The organism is Pseudomonas sp. Leaf127 (assembly GCF_001423155.1).
Classification (GTDB): domain Bacteria; phylum Pseudomonadota; class Gammaproteobacteria; order Pseudomonadales; family Pseudomonadaceae; genus Aquipseudomonas; species Aquipseudomonas ovata.
In genome coordinates, this window is record NZ_LMOA01000021.1 from 793,920 (window position 1) to 811,776 (window position 17,857).

The 17,857-nt window shown below is 63.0% G+C and carries 18 protein-coding genes; 3 read left to right on the forward strand and 15 right to left on the reverse strand.

Annotation, left to right across the window (positions count from 1 at the left end; all coding sequences use genetic code 11):
- The first annotated feature begins 149 nt into the window (after positions 1 to 149).
- Complete coding sequence (locus tag ASF84_RS16930; protein ID WP_056839964.1) at positions 150 to 1,478, forward strand: MFS transporter; 1,329 nt, start codon at positions 150 to 152, stop codon at positions 1,476 to 1,478.
- 288 nt (positions 1,479 to 1,766) lie between these two features.
- On the opposite strand, the gene ASF84_RS16935 is transcribed toward ASF84_RS16930, so the two are convergent.
- Positions 1,767 to 2,651: a DMT family transporter gene (locus tag ASF84_RS16935; RefSeq protein WP_056839965.1), complete on the reverse strand. Its 885-nt coding sequence runs from the start codon at positions 2,649 to 2,651 to the stop codon at positions 1,767 to 1,769.
- Positions 2,652 to 3,057: 406 nt separating this feature from the next.
- On the opposite strand from ASF84_RS16935, the gene ASF84_RS16940 reads away from it, so the two are divergent.
- Complete coding sequence (locus ASF84_RS16940) at positions 3,058 to 4,323, forward strand: OprD family porin (RefSeq protein WP_056839966.1); 1,266 nt, start codon at positions 3,058 to 3,060, stop codon at positions 4,321 to 4,323.
- 65 nt (positions 4,324 to 4,388) lie between these two features.
- On the opposite strand, the gene ASF84_RS16945 is transcribed toward ASF84_RS16940, so the two are convergent.
- Complete coding sequence (locus tag ASF84_RS16945) at positions 4,389 to 5,348, reverse strand: AraC family transcriptional regulator (protein WP_056839967.1); 960 nt, start codon at positions 5,346 to 5,348, stop codon at positions 4,389 to 4,391.
- A 311-nt stretch (positions 5,349 to 5,659) separates the two neighbouring features.
- Here ASF84_RS16945 and ASF84_RS16950 point away from each other — a divergent pair, with 311 nt between their 5' ends.
- A complete protein-coding gene (locus ASF84_RS16950) occupies positions 5,660 to 6,055 on the forward strand; it encodes a hypothetical protein (RefSeq protein ID WP_056839968.1) in 396 nt (131 codons plus the stop codon).
- 40 nt (positions 6,056 to 6,095) lie between these two features.
- Here the strand turns inward: ASF84_RS16950 and ASF84_RS16955 are convergent, their stop codons facing one another.
- The 13 genes from ASF84_RS16955 to ASF84_RS17015 form a co-directional block, all read right to left on the reverse strand.
- Positions 6,096 to 6,419, reverse strand: a complete 324-nt coding sequence (locus ASF84_RS16955) for a hypothetical protein (RefSeq protein ID WP_056839969.1) — start codon at positions 6,417 to 6,419, stop codon at positions 6,096 to 6,098.
- Positions 6,420 to 6,518: 99 nt separating this feature from the next.
- Positions 6,519 to 7,142, reverse strand: coding sequence for an NIPSNAP family protein (locus tag ASF84_RS16960; protein ID WP_056839970.1), 624 nt, complete (start codon positions 7,140 to 7,142; stop codon positions 6,519 to 6,521).
- Between the two features lie 2 nt (positions 7,143 to 7,144).
- A complete protein-coding gene (locus ASF84_RS16965; protein ID WP_056839971.1) occupies positions 7,145 to 8,443 on the reverse strand; it encodes an MFS transporter in 1,299 nt (432 codons plus the stop codon).
- 242 nt (positions 8,444 to 8,685) lie between these two features.
- Positions 8,686 to 9,921 (reverse strand): OprD family outer membrane porin, encoded by a 1,236-nt coding sequence (locus ASF84_RS16970; RefSeq protein WP_056839972.1) that lies wholly within the window; start codon positions 9,919 to 9,921, stop codon positions 8,686 to 8,688.
- A gap of 261 nt (positions 9,922 to 10,182) precedes the next feature.
- Entirely contained in the window at positions 10,183 to 10,668 is a 486-nt protein-coding gene (locus ASF84_RS16975) for a flavin reductase (RefSeq protein WP_056839973.1), read from the reverse strand.
- A gap of 11 nt (positions 10,669 to 10,679) precedes the next feature.
- Positions 10,680 to 11,639: a PDR/VanB family oxidoreductase gene (locus ASF84_RS16980; protein WP_056839974.1), complete on the reverse strand. Its 960-nt coding sequence runs from the start codon at positions 11,637 to 11,639 to the stop codon at positions 10,680 to 10,682.
- Between the two features lie 30 nt (positions 11,640 to 11,669).
- Positions 11,670 to 12,410 (reverse strand): SDR family NAD(P)-dependent oxidoreductase, encoded by a 741-nt coding sequence (locus tag ASF84_RS16985; protein WP_056839975.1) that lies wholly within the window; start codon positions 12,408 to 12,410, stop codon positions 11,670 to 11,672.
- Positions 12,411 to 12,421: 11 nt separating this feature from the next.
- The gene (locus ASF84_RS16990; protein WP_056839976.1) at positions 12,422 to 12,898 is read right to left on the reverse strand and encodes an aromatic-ring-hydroxylating dioxygenase subunit beta; all 477 of its coding nucleotides are present in this window, start codon (positions 12,896 to 12,898) and stop codon (positions 12,422 to 12,424) included.
- Between the two features lie 14 nt (positions 12,899 to 12,912).
- A complete protein-coding gene (locus tag ASF84_RS16995; RefSeq protein WP_056839977.1) occupies positions 12,913 to 14,187 on the reverse strand; it encodes an aromatic ring-hydroxylating oxygenase subunit alpha in 1,275 nt (424 codons plus the stop codon).
- Between the two features lie 51 nt (positions 14,188 to 14,238).
- Entirely contained in the window at positions 14,239 to 14,760 is a 522-nt protein-coding gene (locus ASF84_RS17000) for a nuclear transport factor 2 family protein (protein WP_056839978.1), read from the reverse strand.
- 10 nt (positions 14,761 to 14,770) lie between these two features.
- Positions 14,771 to 15,133 carry a hypothetical protein gene (locus ASF84_RS17005; RefSeq protein WP_056839979.1) on the reverse strand — a complete coding sequence of 121 codons (363 nt, stop codon included), beginning with the start codon at positions 15,131 to 15,133 and terminating at the stop codon, positions 14,771 to 14,773.
- A gap of 18 nt (positions 15,134 to 15,151) precedes the next feature.
- The gene (gene iacA / locus ASF84_RS17010) at positions 15,152 to 16,324 is read right to left on the reverse strand and encodes an indole-3-acetate monooxygenase (protein ID WP_056839980.1); all 1,173 of its coding nucleotides are present in this window, start codon (positions 16,322 to 16,324) and stop codon (positions 15,152 to 15,154) included.
- A gap of 14 nt (positions 16,325 to 16,338) precedes the next feature.
- A complete protein-coding gene (locus tag ASF84_RS17015; protein WP_056839981.1) occupies positions 16,339 to 17,460 on the reverse strand; it encodes an amidase in 1,122 nt (373 codons plus the stop codon).
- Positions 17,461 to 17,857: the final 397 nt, after the last annotated feature.

Below are 17,857 nucleotides of genomic sequence, written 5' to 3' on the forward strand. Positions count from 1 at the left end.
ATCTGTCAGAATTCGCGTCTCGCCTGCCTGCCACTTGTCCTGGCCGGCACGATGCCACGAACCGCCCTGACAGCTTCCGGCCACTGCGGGTAGTTTCTCAGTCCGGCTGACGCCCCTGGCGCAGTCCTGGTACGGATGATCGAACCATCATGCTCAACACCCAATCCAATCCTCTGGCCAGCGCTGCGCGTGCCGGTATCGGTGAAAAGGTCCGCGGCGCCCTCGCCGTCGGCAAGACCCGCTGGGGAATGCTCGCCCTGGTGTTCTTCGCCACCACCCTGAACTACATCGACCGCGCCGCCCTGGGCGTCATGCAGCCCATCCTTGCCAAGGAAATGAGCTGGACGACGATGGACTATGCCAACATCAACTTCTGGTTCCAGGTTGGCTACGCCATCGGCTTTCTGCTGCAAGGCCGCTTCATCGACAAGGTCGGTGTCAAGCGCGCCTTCTTCCTCGCGGTGCTGCTCTGGAGCCTGGCGACCGGCGCTCACGGCCTGGCCACTTCAGCGGTCGGCTTCATGGTCTGCCGGTTCATCCTGGGCCTGACCGAAGCGGCCAACTACCCGGCCTGTGTGAAGACCACGCGCCTGTGGTTCCCGGCCGGCGAGCGCGCCGTGGCCACCGGCATCTTCAACGCCGGCACCAACGTCGGCGCCATGATCACTCCTGCGCTGTTGCCGATCATCCTCAGTGTCTGGGGCTGGCAGGCCGCCTTTATGGCCATGGGTTTCCTGGGCCTGTTCTGGGTCGTCACCTGGCGCCTGAAGTACTACAACCCTGAAGAGCACCCGACCGTCAGCCAGGCCGAACTGGACTACATCAACAAGGATGTGGAGCCGGAGCCGGTCAAAGTGCCGTTCTCGCACATCCTGAAGATGCGCGGCACCTGGGCCTTCGCCCTGGCCTACTCGATCACCGCCCCGGTGTTCTGGTTCTACCTGTACTGGCTGCCGCCGTTCCTGAACCAGCAATACAACCTGGGCATCAGCGTGACGCAGATGGGGATCCCGCTGATCCTGATCTGGCTCACCGCCGACTTCGGCAGCATCGGTGGCGGCGTGCTGTCGTCGTGGCTGATCGGCCGGGGCGTGAAAGCGACCAAGGCACGCCTGGTGTCGATGCTGATCTTTGCCCTGACCATCTGCAGCGTGGTGTTCGCCGCCAACGCCAGCGGCCTGTGGGTTGCGGTACTGGCCATCTCGCTGGCGGTCGGCGCCCACCAGGCCTGGACGGCCAACATCTGGAGCCTGGTGATGGACTACACGCCCAAGCACCTGATGAGCACCGTGTTCGGCTTTGGCGGCATGTGCGCCGCGATCGGCGGGATGTTCATGACCCAGATCGTCGGCGCCGTACTGACCGCCACCAACAACAACTACAGCATCCTGTTCACCATGATCCCGGCGATGTACTTCATTGCCCTGACCTGGATGTACTTCATGGCCCCGCGCGAAGTGCCGGACATGAATAAATAAGCCTGTAAATGGCAAATGAACAAGGCCCGGTGATGCGAATCACCGGGCCTTTTTTATGGTTTCTGCGTTACACCGCCTCTGTGGGTACGCTCTAAGCAGATGTGCCGACTCTACGGGCCTCATCGCCGGCAAGCCGCCTCCCACGGACTGGAGGCGGTGTCGTGCAAGCCGGCCTGACTGCTCGTGACTGTCGCGTCACACCGCTTCTGTGAGAGGCGGCTTGCCGGCGAAGCGATGTAACAGACGCCGCAACGCCCCCTCACAACCGATCCCGGCAACAACCCGGAATCACTTCTTGCGCCGCTGCTGCCAGGCCGCAGCCAGACCGCTCAGGCAGATGATCGCAATGCCGATCTGGGCATCCAGCGGCGGCATGTGATCGAACACCAGCCAGCCCAGCAGCCCGGCAAACACGATCTGGCAATAGCTGAACGGTGCCAGCATGGCCGGTGCCGCGTAGCGGAACGCCTGGGTCAGCAGCAAGTGCGCACCCATGCCGCAGGCACCGAGGGCCAGCAGGAACGGCCAATGCTTGAATTCCGGCATCTCCCAGAAGAACGGCACGATCGCACTCATGACCAGGGTATTGAACAACCCGGCAAAGAAATTGCTGGTGGTCGGGCTGTCATACGGACTCACCAGCCGGGTCAGCAACTGATACAGGGCAAAACACAGCGCTGACGACAACGGCAGCAGAATCGCCGGCGTGAACAGCTGGCCACCCGGGTGAATGATCACCATCACCCCGATGAACCCCACGATCACCGCACACCACTGGCCGCGGGTCACATGCTCGTGCAACAGCGGCACCGACAACGCCGTCACCAGCAAGGGCGCCAGGAAGTTGACCGCTGTCGCCTCGGCCTGCGGAATGAACAACAGGCTGCTGGTGAACAACAGGCTGGTGCCCAGCAGGGCCAGCGCGCGCAGGACCTGGAACAGCGGGCGCTTGGTGCGCAACACCCGCAGGCCCGACGAGGGCATGAAGATGAAGGCCATCAGCAGTGTATGCACCACATAGCGCGCCCAGACCACCAGGATGACCGGATAGAAGCCTGACAGGTACTTGGACAACGTGTCGTGGCTGGCAAACAGAAAGGTAGCCAGCAGAATGAAACTGATCCCCTTGAGGGGATGATTGACGCCGGACACAGGCGTACTGGTCGTGCTCATGGGTCTTCCTTAGGCTCTGTACGTAAAGTGGCTGCGCTCGGCCATGCTGCGTTAAAAATCGACTCGCAATGCTCATTGACACGTGTCAACTGCGCTTGCTCGCCGGCTCACCGACTTTTCGTACAAAGCCTAGGCTCTTTATGAACAGCAGGGATGAATCGGCAGGCAAGGCATTGGACAGGCAGGGACTGTTATAGCTGACAGTCGGTTTGCCGCCCTGTTCTACAAGCGTCTCAGGCCGTTGTTCCCGCGTCTGCGCTGAAATGTTCTAACCGGTTAATTAACGTGCGATAATCGCACTTTACCGTTTTCCGTCAATTGCAGGCCGCGTCCATGCGCAGCACTATTTCAACCAGCAACACGGCATCCGTCTCACTCGACCTATAACTACAAAAAAGGCATCGCCATGCATTTTTCCCCTTTCCGTACGACCAAGGGCAGCTTCTGCGTTCTGTTCACCGCCACCGCCATCGCCTTGATCCCGACCCTCGGCCACGCCGCAGGCTTTGTCGAAGACGCCAAGGTCGGCTTGAACCTACGCAACTTTTTTATCAACCGCAACTTCGTCGACCCGGCCAATGCCCAGAGTGGCGCACAGGAATGGACGCAGAGCTTCATCCTCGATGCCCGCTCGGGCTTTACGCAAGGCACGGTCGGTTTCGGCGCCGATGTCCTGGGCATGTACTCGCTCAAGCTGGACGGTGGCAAGGGCTCGGGCGGCACACAATTGTTACCCATTCATGGCGACGGGCGTCCTGCCGATGACTTCGGACGCCTGGCCGTGGCCGGCAAGGCACGCTTTTCGAAAACCGAGCTGAAAGTCGGTGAATGGATGCCGGTGCTGCCGATCCTGCGTTCCGACGACGGTCGCTCGCTGCCGCAGACTTTCCAGGGCGCACAGATCACCTCGAAGGAAATCGACGGCGTGACCCTGTATGGCGGTCAGTTCCGCGCCAACAGTCCACGCAACGACGCGAGCATGGAAGACATGTTCATGAACGGCCGGGCCGGCATCACCTCGGACCGCTTCAACTTCGCCGCCGGCGAATACAGCTTTAACGAAAAGCGCACCTCGGTCGGCGTCTGGTATGCGCAGCTCGAAGACATCTACCACCAGCAGTACTACAACGTGCAACACAGCCAGCCCGTGGGCAACTGGGTGCTGGGCGCCAACCTGGGCTATTTCGTCGGCAAGGACGACGGCCAGTCACTGGCCGGCAACCTGGACAACAAAACCGCGTCAGCCATGCTCTCGGCCCGTTATGGCGGCAGCACCTTCTATGTGGGCCTGCAGAAAGTCAGCGGCGACAACCTGTGGATGCGCGTCAACGGCACCAGTGGCGGCACCCTGGCCAATGACAGCTACAACTCCAGCTTCGACAATGCCAAGGAGCGCTCCTGGCAGTTGCGCCATGACTATGATTTCAGTGCCCTGGGCGTGCCAGGCCTGACCCTGATGAACCGCTACATCAGCGGTGACAACGTGCACACCGGCGCCATCACCGACGGCGAAGAATGGGCACGCGAGTCGGAGCTGGCCTATGTCTTCCAGCAAGGCACGTTCAAGAGCCTGAGCCTGAAATGGCGCAACTCGACCATGCGCCGCGACTACAGCACCAACCAGTTCGACGAAAACCGGGTGATCGTCAGCTACCCGATCTCGATCCTGTAACCTGCCCTTGCTGTGCAGGAGACGCTTCAGCAGCGAGCATCTGCCGATCGCCGCTGAAGCGACGCCTACGCAGACCGCCGCTTCAGCGTATCGGAAGGCAGTTCGCCAAAGCTGTTGCGGTAGCTTTCGGAAAAGCGCCCCAGGTGCAGAAAGCCATAGTCCATGGCCAGTTCGGTAATGTTGCGCACCCGGCAGTCCGGGTCCTTGAGGCAGGCATGGATGCGCTGCAGCTTGCGCTGGCGCACATAGAGTTTCGGCGTCACCCCGGCATGGCGCTCGAACAGGCCATACAGGCTGCGCAGGCTGACCCCGGCCTGGCCGGCCAGGGCCTCAATGTCGATATCCTGCTTGAGGTTGCGTTCGATGTAGTCGCTGATGCGCTCGAACACGGCCGATGAGCCGACCAGGCATTCGCGGCTGACGTTGGTCTTCATCAGGGTCAGCATCTTGCTGGCGACAATCTGCGCGTAATGCTCCTGCACCCGCAGCAGTTGCTCTTCGGCCTCGGCCTCCTGGCACACCATCGACAGCAAATTGACGAAGCCATCCAGGCACGGCAACTGATAGCGGTTTTCAGTGAAACGTACGCCATCACGCGGGTGCTGCCAGCGCTGCTCGGCACACACCGACTCGATCAGGCTCACAGGCATTTTCAGGATGAATTTTTCGCAGTCGTCCGAATAGGTCAGGTCCACAGGATCATCGGGGTTGATCAACAGCAGCTCGCCCGGGGCAAAGTAGTGCTCCTGGCCATGCCCGCGCCACAGGCAATGGCCGCGCAACAGGATCTGCATGTGAAAAATGGTTTCCAGCGCCGGCGAGGTCACCCGCACGCCGCCACCATAGCTGATGCGGCACAGGTCCAGATTGGCGAACTGGCGATGGTTCAGGCTGGCTTCGGGACGGCCAACGGCCGGCATGCGGATGTTGTGCATGCCAACGTGCTGATTGACGTAACTCGACACCGCGTGGGGGTCGGCACGGTCGAACACCCGACTGCGCTCACTGAGCAGGCGACTATCCATAAGGCAAGGCACTCTTTAATTATTCTTGTCGGGCTGGGCCTGGCATCACGGGGCAACATGCAAGGCACAGGCTCATCAGGTCACGGCGCTCTGTCGGCCCGCTGCGTGCAGTTCGCGTAGGTCAGGCTTACTGCATGATGGCCAGAGTACGGTCGGCTGGCGACCACCGTCAATCGAGCGCTCACCCTATGTGGGCGGTAATCGGACGGCGCTAGCCCGCCCATCCTCATGCAGGTGTCTGGCAAGCACCTTACAGCGTTACAGCGACTTATCTCTATTCACATCTGGATACGAATGGCTATGCTGGGCGCATGAGCCAGCCCCCGATTCGTCCGCCCTGCCCGCCGGGCGCCTGCGATTGCAGGCGTGAGCAGTTGCAGGCGGCCGGCACCGACCCACGCATCCTGCTGCTGACCCGCGAGCAGGAGCACAAACTGCTCGAGCGCCTGGAAAACGTCGAAACCCTGGAGCAGTTGCAGCATCTGCAACAGCGCATTTTCGATCAGTTGGGGCTACGAGTGCATATTGCGCCAGGCCCGAACGAGGTCAAGACCATGCGCGGCATCAGCATTCGGATGGACCCGGTGCCGGGCCTGTGCCGCAAGACCCGCGCAGCGATCCCGGCGGCCATACGCCGTGGCCTTGAGAGACGTCCGCACATTGCCTGGGACCTGCTCAACACCTTCGACCTGCTGCGCGATGCCTGACTGACGCCGGACCTTGCGCCCGGCGTACAGATCAACGATCTCAGCGGTTCGACAGCAGACGCTTGATGATCAGGCCGACACCGACGGCAATCGCCGCCGACTTGACCGGATTGGCCTTCACATAAACGGTCACCTGCTCGACCTTCGACGGGCCGGCCAGCGGGCATGGCGCTTTGGGCTTGAGCAGGCCTTCGGCACGGTCCAGCAATTGCCCCAGCAGATGACGCGATTGCGGTCCGCGATCGGCGCCGATCGAACGGCCGCGCTTGAGCAGCGCATCGGCCTCGTCCAGAAAGGTGCTCAATTCCGAGCGGGTCTTGACCTTGAGGTCGGTGGCCAGTTTGTCAGTGATATCGCGTGCCATGAGCTGTACCTGATGAGTGGAGATAAAACGTTGACTGCCGGGTGCAGGGCTTCGTTCCGTTGATCAATACAGGCAAACACGGGCAGGCGAGCCTGCCGGTCATGCCAACGGCGAAAACCCCGCCGGCAGATACACCACCGAGTTCATCTCCTTGAGCTGCGGCCCGGAGTTCTCCGGCGGCCAGACGCCGTCCTGTACCGCCCGGGTGCGCACATCCAGGCGTTGTTCCAGGCTTGCATAGGGCCAGATGTGCAGGTAGCGCGGCACGCGGCCACTGGTGGCATAGAACGCGGCATACACCGTCGAGTAGCCATCAGCGGTGCGCGGGCCGACCGCTTTGTGCCAGCCTTCCAGGGTCGGCGCCAGGCCCGAGGTCACCAGGTTGTATTCGCGCAGCTCGTAAAACGGCCCGTGCTTGCCCGGCGCCAGCGGCTCCAGAAAGGGAAACAGCCGGTAGTCGTCGATCTGCTGGTCGAGCACGAATTCGCCAATGCCGAAGGCATCGGGGGCCAGCAGCACCCGCTCGCGCTCGGCCTGGCGGGCGTCATTGCTGGTAAAGCCGCGCAGCACGGCGACGGTGTTTTGCGGGCCGATTTCCGAGAGCCAGCAACCGGCCAGGCTCACGCCCTCGCCCGCTTCGGCCAGGGCCGCTTGCAGGCGCGGCAGGGCCTGGGCCGGGGTGCGCACGCGCAGGGTGAAACGGATCAGTTCGTACAGGTGCATGGTCACTCCAGCGCAGGGGCAGGTTTTGAGGGGGACGCGTGGGCATGGCGCGACATGGTCAACAGGGTCAGGCTGGTCACGGTGCCGAACAGCAGCAGCATCACCGACACCGGCCACACCGCATGCACCGTGGCAAACAGCGCGGTGGCGATCAGCGGGGCAAAGCCGCCGGCAAAGATCGAGGCGATTTCATGCCCCAGGGCCAACCCGGTGTAGCGCACATGGGTCGGGAACAATTCGGCCATCAAGGCCGGCTGGGTGCCGATCATCGCGCCGTGGCTGACCGGCAGGCCGAGCACCAGCGCCAGGTACACCAGCAGCGGGTCATGGGTGTCGAACAGCCAGAAGAACGGAAAGGCCAGCGCCACCAGGCTCAGCGAGCCGAAGGCGTACACCGCCCGGCGCCCGACAATGTCCGACAGCCAGCCCCAGAACAGGATGCTGAACGCCTCCAGCACCATGGCCAGCATCACGCCCATCAGCACGATCTGCGTCGACAGCCCGCTGAACTTGGCATAGGCCATGGAAAACGACAGGAAGATGTAAGCCCCGCCGTTTTCCGCCAGGCGCAGACCCATGGCTTGCAACACCGCCTTGGGGTGCTCACGCAACACCTGCATGACGGGCAGGTGTTGCGTGGCCGATGTTTTTTGTTCGTTGAAGGCACGGCTTTCCGGCAGCCGATGGCGAATGTACAGGCCGACGCCGAAGATCAGCACGCTGGCCAGGAACGGGATACGCCAGCCCCAGCTCATGAAGCTGTCCTGGGGCAGCAGTTGCACCAGGTAAAATGCCCCGGCCGACAGCACAAAGCCGCCGCTGACCCCGAGCTGGCTGAACGAGGCATAGAAGCCGGCCTTGCCCGGCGGGGCGTTCTCGCTGAGCATCAGCACCCCGCCGCCCCACTCGCCGCCGGCAGCCACGCCCTGCACCAGGCGCAGCAGCACCAGCGCCAGCGGCGCCAGGTAACCGGCCTGCTCATAGGTGGGCAGTAACCCCATGAGGAAGGTCGCCAGGCCCATCATCGCCAGGGTGATGACCAGCGCCAACTTGCGCCCGTGCCGGTCGCCTACATGGCCGAAGATGATGCCGCCGACCGGGCGGGCGACAAAGCCCACGGCAAAGCCGGCAAAGGCCCCCAGCGTGCCGAGCACAGGGTCCGTGCCGGCCGGAAAGAACAACGGCCCGAACACCAGCGCGGCTGCGGTGCCGTAGAGAAAGAAGTCGTACCATTCCAGCGCATTGCCGATCACCGAAGCGACCACGATGCGCCGCATGGGCGGGGTGCTGTGTGTTGTCATTCAATAGTGCTCCATTCAAGCACGGGGGTGTAGGAGCGCGCTCTGCCCGCGACCGGCTGCGTTAGCAGTCGTAAAATTTGCGAAACGCCACAGATTTACAGCTGTAAACACGTTAAAAATCTGCGAAACGCCACAGATTTACAGCTGTAAACACGTTAAAAATCTGCGAAGCGCCACAATTTTACGACTGCTGCGCAGCCGGTCGCGGGCAAGCGCGCTCCTACAGGCCATCCGTGGGGGATCTACCAGAGCTTCCAGGTGTAGGTGGTGTAGAGCCGGTTCTCCTGGAAGTCATCGCCGAAGTTCTGCTGCACCAGGTAGTTCTTCCACTCCACGCCCAGGCCCTTGAGCGGACCGTTCTGCACCACGTAGCGCAGGGCCAGGTCGCGTTCGTTCTCGTGGCCGTCGGACAGGCCGGCGCGCTGGATGTCCTTGCCCTTGATGTAGCGGGTACTGAAGGTCAGCCCCGGCACGCCAAGGCCGGCGAAGTCATAGCTGTAGCCCAGGCCCACCGAGCGTTCCTGCGGGCGCATAAACGGCTGGTTGGCCCAGTTGAGCAGGTAGAACTGCGGGATATAGCCATTGGGCGTCGGGAAGATGCTGTCGCCGTACATGCGCTGGTAGGCCACGCTGAAACGGTGGCCGCCCTTGGTCAGGGCCAGGCCCGTGGACAGCGCACGGTTGTCGATTTCGCCGTTGAGCGCCTGGCCGTCCTCGTTGTTGTCGAACCAGCGCACATCGGTGCGCAACCTGTAGCCATTGCCCAGGTCGGCCTGGTGCATCAAGCCGTAGTAGTGCTGCTGGTAGATGTCGTGCATCACGCCATAGAAGTAGCTGGCCTGCAGGTTGGGCAACAGGTTGTAAGTGGCGCCACCAAAATCCAGGCCCTTGCTGTCGAGGTTGTCGGTCGAGCCGTACTTGTAGAATTTCTCGTGGTCCGACGACTCGCGCGTCACTGCCGACCAGAAGCGCCCGCCGGTCAGGGTCAGGTTGGCGATCTCCTTGCTCTCGATCACCGCGCCCTGGTAGATCGTGTCGAGCTGGCGGCTGGGGTCATGCCAGGCGATCGGCAGCTCCGGGCGCATGTCACCGACTTTCAGTTCGGTCTGCGAGTACTTCATCTTCAGCGTGGCACCGGCACGGCTGTAGTCGTCCGGGATGCCGTTGATGCGGTCATACGGTAACGTGCCGTCGTTGCCTTCGGAGTCCAGCACATACGCATACTGGGCATCCAGGTCGAGGCCGAAGGCCAGCGGCGTTTCGGTGTAGCCGGAGGTGAACTGCAGGTCGAAACCTTGCGACCAGTTGCCGACCTTGCTGGTGGCGGCGCCACTCTCGGTGAAGTTGCGGTCCAGCCAGAGGTTTTTCATGTCGACTTTCAGATGACTGTCTTGCCAGACATCGGCGTGGGCCATGCCCATGCCGAGACCCAAGGCACTGGTGATGCCAATGCTGCGTGCAATGAACGAGGACAACATGTGACGGCTCCTGTCAGCCCGTGGGCTGTTTTTTATGTGTTGTGAGCAGATCAACGAAGCGGAACTCGGCAGGCGAATCCGCGGCATGCTTCTAATGGCAAAGGCTCGCGAAAGACGGGGTCAGGCCCCGGCCCGGCATGGCGACATGCCGGGGTGTTTTATTGATGTGTTGTAGGACCGGCTTCAGCCGGGAAGTCGCGAACAGGCCGGCACGGTCAATATCACCAGCGCCCGACAGGCAGCATTCGCGACCGATGGTCGCTACAAGCTGCCCAGGCGGTGGTAGGCGCGGTTGAAGTACACCAGGCCTTCCTCGGCACCGCCTTGGCGCAGGCTCTGTATCTCGCAATAGAAAATGTTGTGCGAGCCCACTTCGTGCACCTGCGCGATGCGGCAATCGAAGTTGACCAGCGCTTCGAGCATCACCGGCGCACCGCTTTCCAGCGTGGTCCAGGCGGTGCTGGCAAAGCGTTGCTCCATGCTCAGCGCCTTGTTGGCAAACGCACCGGACAGTTCCTGGTGCGCACCGGTCAGCACGTTGACGCACAGGGTGCCGTTGGCCTTGAACTGGGCATTGGAGTTGGAGGTGCGGTTCATGCACACCAGCAACGTCGGTGGCGAATCGGTGACACTGCACACCGCAGACGCGGTAAAGCCGCAGCGCCCGGCAGGGCCGTCAGTGGTGATCACCGAGACGGCACCGCCCAGCAGGGCCATGGCATTGCGAAAATCGGTTACGTCGACCATGGTCGTTCTCCTCAGATATCCAGCACGAGTTTTTTTGTTTTGGCCCGCGAACAGCACACCAGGATCTGGTCGTTGCCGGCTTTCTCCTCGTCGGTCAGGTACACATCGCGGTGGTCCGGTTCGCCTTCGAGCACATCGCACAGGCAAGTGCCGCATACGCCCTGCTCGCAGGAAATCTCGATCTTGATGCCGACCCCGGCCAGCGCGTCGAGAATGCTTTGCCCCTCGGCGACCTGCACGGTCTTGCCGCTGCGCGCCGCGACCACTTCGAAGCTTTCGCCACTGGCGTCGACCTCGACCTGGAAGTACTCCTTGTGGATGTGGTCCTCGGCGTAGCCTTGCTGGCGCGCACCGTTGATGACCCACTCCATGAAGCCCGAAGGCCCGCAGGTGTACATGTGCACGCCGCGTTCGCCCTGCCCCAGCACCTTGACCAGGTCCAGGTTCTGCCCGGCGCCTTCATCATCGAAATGGGTGATGACCTTGTCGGCAAACGGCGCCGCTTGCAGCTGTTCCAGAAAAGCGCTGCGGCTGCGCGAGCGGCCGCAGTAATGCAGTTCGAAATCCTCGCCGCGCTGTTGCAGTGCGTAGGCCATGGCGATCATCGGCGTGATGCCGATGCCGCCGCCCAGCAGGATCGAGCGCCGCGCGCCGGCCACCAGCGGAAACAGGTTGCGCGGGGTGCTGATCTGCACCGACCGGCCTTCGAGCAGTGTGTCGTGTACGCCGACCGAACCGCCGCGCGAGGCCGGGTCACGCAGCACGCCCAGGCGATACAGGCTGACATCGGCCGGGTCGCTGCACAGCGAATACTGGCGCACCAGGCCCGGGGCGATGTGGATGTCCACATGCGCGCCGGCTTCGAACAGCGGCAAGGGCGCGCCATCGGCACGGGTCAGGTCCAGCACCACCACGCCATCGCCCTGCACCTGGCGCTTGCTGACGACGACATTCAACAGTTGTTCATTCATGGCTAATTCCTTGGGTTGGGCACCGATCAATCAGCGCATGAACAGGCCGCCGTTCACGTCCCAGGTCGCCCCGGTGGTGAACCAGGCTTCAGGCCTTGCCAGTTGCACGATCAGGTCGCCGAGAAAATCCGCATCGCCCAGGCGCTGCACCGGGATATTGCCGATGAGGCCGGCCAGGCGCTCGGCCGGCACTGCGGCATGCACCGCCGGTGACTCGATCGGGCCTGGGGCGACGGCATTGACCGTGACCCCGCGGGCGGCGAATTCCTTGGCGAAGATCTTGGTCAGGGTCACGATGGCACCCTTGCTGGCGGCATAGTGCGCGCCGGTGGCAGTGCCGCCGTTCTGCCCGGCCAACGAGGCCATGTTGATGATCCGCCCGTAGCCGGTCTCGGCAAGGTGTGCGCCGAGCACCTGGCAGCCGAGAAACACGCTGCGCAGGTTGACGCTGACCACCGCGTCGAACTCCTCGGGGCTGATCTGCATCAGCGGCGTGGTCTTGGTCACCGCCGCGTTGTTGACCACCACATGCAGGGCGCCGAAGCGCGCCAGCACCTGGGCCAGGGCCTGCTCGAAATCATTTTTGCTCGACACGTCCAGGCGCACCGCCAGGACCCGCTCGCCGCTGCTGTCGAGCTGCGCGGCGGCGCTGATCGCGGCCTGTTCGTCGCGGTCGCTGACCACGACGCGATAGCCGGCTTCAAGCAGGCGGGCACAGAAACTCAAGCCAAGGCCCTGCCCGGCCCCTGTCACCAATGCAACCTGGTTCATGGTCGGGCTCCTTAAAGGATGTAGCCGATGCCCGCGAGGGTATCGTCACTGTTGATCAGGCGGACCAGCTTGCGCTGGATCTTGAAGCTGCCTTCATGGCGGACCAGTTCGTAGACCAGGTCAGCGCTGTAGTGCTTGAGGCTGTCCTTGCGGAACTCGCGCACGTTCTGCGCGCAGCGCACGGTGACGTTCTGGCCGTCATCGACCAGCACGCGGAACCGCGAGAGCGTGCGCACCGTGCGTGGCTGCGGGCTGGTCGAGATCGACTCGCCCCCGGTCAGGCGCTGCACACGCAGCTTGCGCATGTGGTGATCGTCGTAGGCGTAGTTGAGGGTGTTTTCAAAGTCCTCTTCGCGCGGGTCGATCGGGATGATGTAGGTGCCCTTGTCGCTCCACAGGTTCAGCCAGGTGTCGAATTCGCCGTGGTCGAGCATGTCGCCTTCGGCCCAGATGAAAGCGGTGACTTCTTGCAGCAGTTGAATGTTCATGGGGTTCTCCGGGCTCAGGCCGACATCATCTTTTTCCATTGCTGGTACGCCGCACGCATGCCGGTCTCGGCACTGACGTCGGACACCCGGCCGTCTTCGCTGGGCTGCTCGCCCGGCAGGCCACGGTTGAGCATGATCCACAGCTCTTCACCGGCACTGGCGCCCTTCTGCACGCGCTCCCAGGCCTCGGAGTCGTCCGGTGTGCCAAAGCCCATCGGGCCCTGGAAGTGCTCGTGCAGGCGCAGGCGGTAGCGGTTGGCCGCTGCCGGGCCGCCGTCCATGGTGATCACCGAGTGATGGATCTCGGTCTCGGTCACCGAGATCGGCTGCAACACCCGGAAGAACGCCATCGAACAGGCGACGTTGGGGAACAGGTTGAGGTTGAAGCCGGTGCCGCCCACGGCGCGTACGATACGGCGCACCTGCTGCTCTTCCAGGCCTTCGTCACGCAGCTCGGCGGCCAGGGCCTCAAAACGCTCGGGGATCGGTTTGTCCAGGTCCGCTTCCAGGTCGATCAGGTCGGGAATCATCACCATCACGCTGTGGCCGTTGCCCAGGTCCTCGACATAGCCGGGCCCCTTGACGAAGTCGAACAACTCCAGGGTCTGCTCGTCGACCGACGACAGAAAGCTCTTGTGCACCAACGGGAAGTGGTAGGCGTCGGTGGTGTTTTCGAGCTGGATCTTCCAGTTACCGGGGAAGCGGAAGCGGTGTTCGCCCGGCACCTTGATGCCGTAGCCGGCGCCCTGCTTCATGAACAGGTCCATCCACTTCTTGGCCGGGCCCAGGAAGTCCACCAGCGGCTCGATGTCGTCCTTGAAGGTGGCGAAGATCATGCCGGCGTAGCTTTCAACCCGCAGGCTGACCAGCGGCAGCTCGGCCTTGTCGATGCAGTCGGCGTAGCTTTCCGGGTGCGGAATGGCACGCAGCGAACCGTCCAGGCCGTAGCTCCAGCCGTGGTACGGGCAGACAAAACTGTTGGCCTTGCCCTTCTTGTGCTCGCACACGGTGGCGCCGCGGTGGCGGCAACGGTTGAGCAGCACATGCACGGCCTTCTTGCGGTCGCGCACCGCGATCACCGGCTGCTTGCCGATGTAGGTGCTCTTGTAGCTGCCGGCGTCGGGGATCTCGCTTTCGTGGGCGACCCACACCCAGGTGCTGTAGAAAATCTTCTGCAGCTCGGCATCGAACAGCGCCGCGTCGGTGTACAGCGCGGTGTGGACGCGGTCGGCCTTGACCAGCTCGGCGGGGTCGACCGCCAGGTTCACAGCGGGAATCAGGTTAGTCACGGTGTCTCCTCGTCGGCTCTGCTGGCCGACCGTTCAAGAATGCGGTGTGGTTCACTGCGCCTGGCGGTCGGGGACCGGCAAGGGCGCGTCGCTGTTCCAGCCGCTCACGGGGCGGCCGAACAGGTTTTCGGTAGTGAAATGCGCCATGCGCCACTGCCCGTCCTCGACCGCAAAGCGCACGTTCAGCTGCGCGGCATTGAGGTGTGAGGCACCACTGACAAAGGTGCTGGTCTGCAACATCACCCAGCGGCCGGTCGCCGTCTCACCGTCCACCTCGATCAGTTCGCTGGTCAGAAAGTGCACGTTCAGCGCAAAGTGCGCCGGTGGCTGCATGTAGCCGGCAAACATTGCGGCGATGGCCGTACGGCCGCGATAACCACCGAAGCTCTTGGCGTAGCGGGCGCCCTTGCCTTCCCACACCGCGTCGGTGGTGAACAGCGCGGCCAGTTCATCCAGCGGAGTGTGTTCGTCAAGGGCGTCGCACAGCACCATGTAGCGGTTCATGCAGGCGCGCACGGCGTGCTCGCTTTCGAAACGGCGCAGGCGCAGCTCATCGGTCGGGCTCAGGCTCATGGCGGCGTACTCAGGTGCGCTGGATGATCAGTTCACGGCCCACGCGGGCCTCAACCTTGGCGTAGCGCCACAATTTGTACGGGCCATCGCCCACGGCGGTGCTGCGAAACAGGTTGCAGGCGGCATGCACAGTCTCGATGTCCGGGACATCGGCCAGCAGGTACGTGGTCCACGGAAAGCCATCGGACGGCCCGACCATGCCCTGGTCGTCGTCCATGTTGCCCAGCACGCTCACGCCGGGCAGATCATGGATGCCGTTCCACATGGCGCTGAACGCCGCCCACACCTGCAATTGTTCTTCGCGCGCGGCGTCGAAGAAGTTCTGGTTGATGCCCATGCAAAACAGCACACGCAGGCTCTTTTTCTCGCTCATGACTCGTTCCTCGAACAGTTACAGGTAGCCCGGCATGGGCTGTTTGCCGAAGAACATCGCTCCGGCGTTCTGGTAGGTGATGTCGCCCATGAAGGCGTGCTGGGTGACCACTTGCGCGTCGTTGACACAGCGTGCCAGGGGACTGGTGTTGTACACGCCGCTCATGCCCGAAAGCATTTGCGCGGTGCGCGCCACTTCGGCCGCCACCCGGGTGGCGTGGGTCGATGACAGGCGCAGCAGGTTGGTGGCCTCGGCCGGCACCGGGTCGCCGGCCAGCACATGGGCCCAGGCCTGATCGATGGCTTCGTAGAAAAACGAACGGGCGGCGCGCAAGGCGGCCTCGGCCTTGGCCACATCCACCTGCGCCAGCGGGCGGTCGGCCAGTGCCGGGGCACCGGTGACCGAGATCCGTCCCGAGGCCATGCCCGCCAGTTCGTCCAGCGCGGCGCGGGCCACGCCCAGGCCGACCACCGACAGCACCTGGGTGGCGAACGACAGCGACGGGTAGCGGAAGAACGGCTCGGTCAGGTTCGGCGCGCCGCCGCGCACGAAGGTCCACTCCTCGGGCACCACCACATCCTCGACCACCAGGTCGTGACTGCCGGTGCCCAGCAGGCCCACGGTGTCCCAGGTCTGTTCGATGCGGGCACGGCTTTGCGGCATCACCGCCAGGCGTGGCAGGTCGAGCTTGTCACCGTTTTTCGGGGCAATGCCGACGCCGATCAGGTCGGCGCCCATCGAGCCGCTCGAATACTTCCAGCGGCCATTGACCTTGAAGCCCCCGCTGACGACCTCGGCCGGCTGCGGCGGGAAGATGCCGCCGGCAAACACCGTGTCGGGACCGTTGGCGTACACCTGTGCCAGGGTGCCCAGTGGCAAGGCGGCCAGGTACACAGGGCTCATGCCGAAGCTGGCCACCCAGCCGGCCGAACCGTCGGCGTGGGCGATGCGCTCGATCATTTCGCAGAACTGTGCCGGCGAGCATTCGCACCCGCCAAAGCGCTTGGGCACCAGGGCGCGGTACACGCCATGGGCCTTGAAGGCGTCGATGATGTCGGTGGAAATATGCCGCTGGCGATCGAACTCGCCCTCACGGGCGCGGTGGCGAATGGTCTCGAGCAAGGCGTCGAACGCAGCGCCCGAGGCCAGGTGAGCGGCGGGGTCTAAAGCCGGCACGGTGAGGGAATTCATGAGAGGCTCCATGATCAGGTCCGATTGCTATAAAGGCGTTGCAGCAGCAAGCCTGCGGCGGCCAGCAAGGCTTCGTCGGCGCCCTTGGCACCGACCAGTTGCAGGCCGACCGGCAAGCCGTGCGGGCTGCCCAGCGGAATACTCAGGGCCGGATGGCCGGAGAGGTTGAACGGCCTGACCAGAGCGGTCATGCCCAGCACCGCACGGGTGTCGGCGGCTTCATCGAGGCGCAGTGGAAAGTCCGGCATGGTCGGCAGCACCAGCACGTCATGCGCGGCCAGCGCGGCGTCCACTTCAGCGGTGAATTGGCGGCGCACCGCTTCGGCTTCGGCCAGCGCCGCCTCCGAGGTGGCACCGGCGGCGGCCAGGCGCCCGGCGATGTCGTCGCCGACCTGTCCGGTTGCCAGCAGATGACCGCAGGCGGCGAAGGTTTCGCGGTTGATCACCACCATTCCGGCCTCATAAGCCGCCTTGAAAGAAGGCAATTCGACCCGGCTCAGCGGTTGGCCACTGGCGGCCAGTGCGGCATCGATGACCTGATGCACCGCTTCGCTGGCCGGCACGTCGATCACACCGAGGCGCACCTGCGCCGGCGGCGTCACCGGCCGGTAGCCGGGGTCGATGGCCTGCATGGCGGTTTCAAGCATCGGCAACGAGGCCGCGAACGGACCGACGCAATCAAGGCTGGTGTGTGCAGGCATCACGCCACGGCGGCTGACGCGGCCAAAGGTCGGCTTGAAGCCGAACACGCCGCAGCAGCAGGCCGGAATGCGGACCGAACCGCCGGTGTCGGTGCCCAGGCTGAAATCGGCCAGGCCCGCCGCGACCGCCGCCGCCGAACCGCTCGATGAGCCGCCCGGAATGTGCTGGGGGAAACGCGGGTTGAGCGCGGTGCCGGTATGGCGATTGATGCCGGTGGTGCCGAAGGCCAGCTCATGCAGGCTGGTCTTGCCGATCAGGCGGCAGCCGGCGGCCAGCAGATGATCGACCACCTCGGCATTGGCGGTGGCGGGCACAGCGCTGTCCAGAGCGCGGCTGGAGGCACGGGTGGCCACGCCCTTCACGTCAAGGGTGTCCTTGACCATGACCCTTGGGCCGTTGCCACCCATAGAGAGTTGTTCCACGACGATCGTCATTTGCGCTACCTCGTTCGAACCGATTGCCCGCTGGCGTCCGGCTTTTTTCAAACATCGCTCAAATTTACTTGAATCGTCAACTGAATTTTCAATGGAATATTCAAAACCTTTTTGGTGCGTGATTTTGGCTTTGGCACCGAAAGAGCGCAGTCCGTTAAAACCGTAAAATGGCCATTAAAAAAATATTTTTTCTTTAAAAACATATAGATATAAGAAACCACCAAAAAATAGATTCAAATAGTCGCAGCGGACGACTATGCTCAGCCCTGTGCAGAAATAGACAAAAAGATTCACCAAATAAAAAATTTTCCGCCAAAAAAGAGCATAAAAATGCCTGAAAAAATCCGCTCAAAAAACCCGCTCAACGCCTTGATTTCAGTGCTTTTCGCCCTGTCTG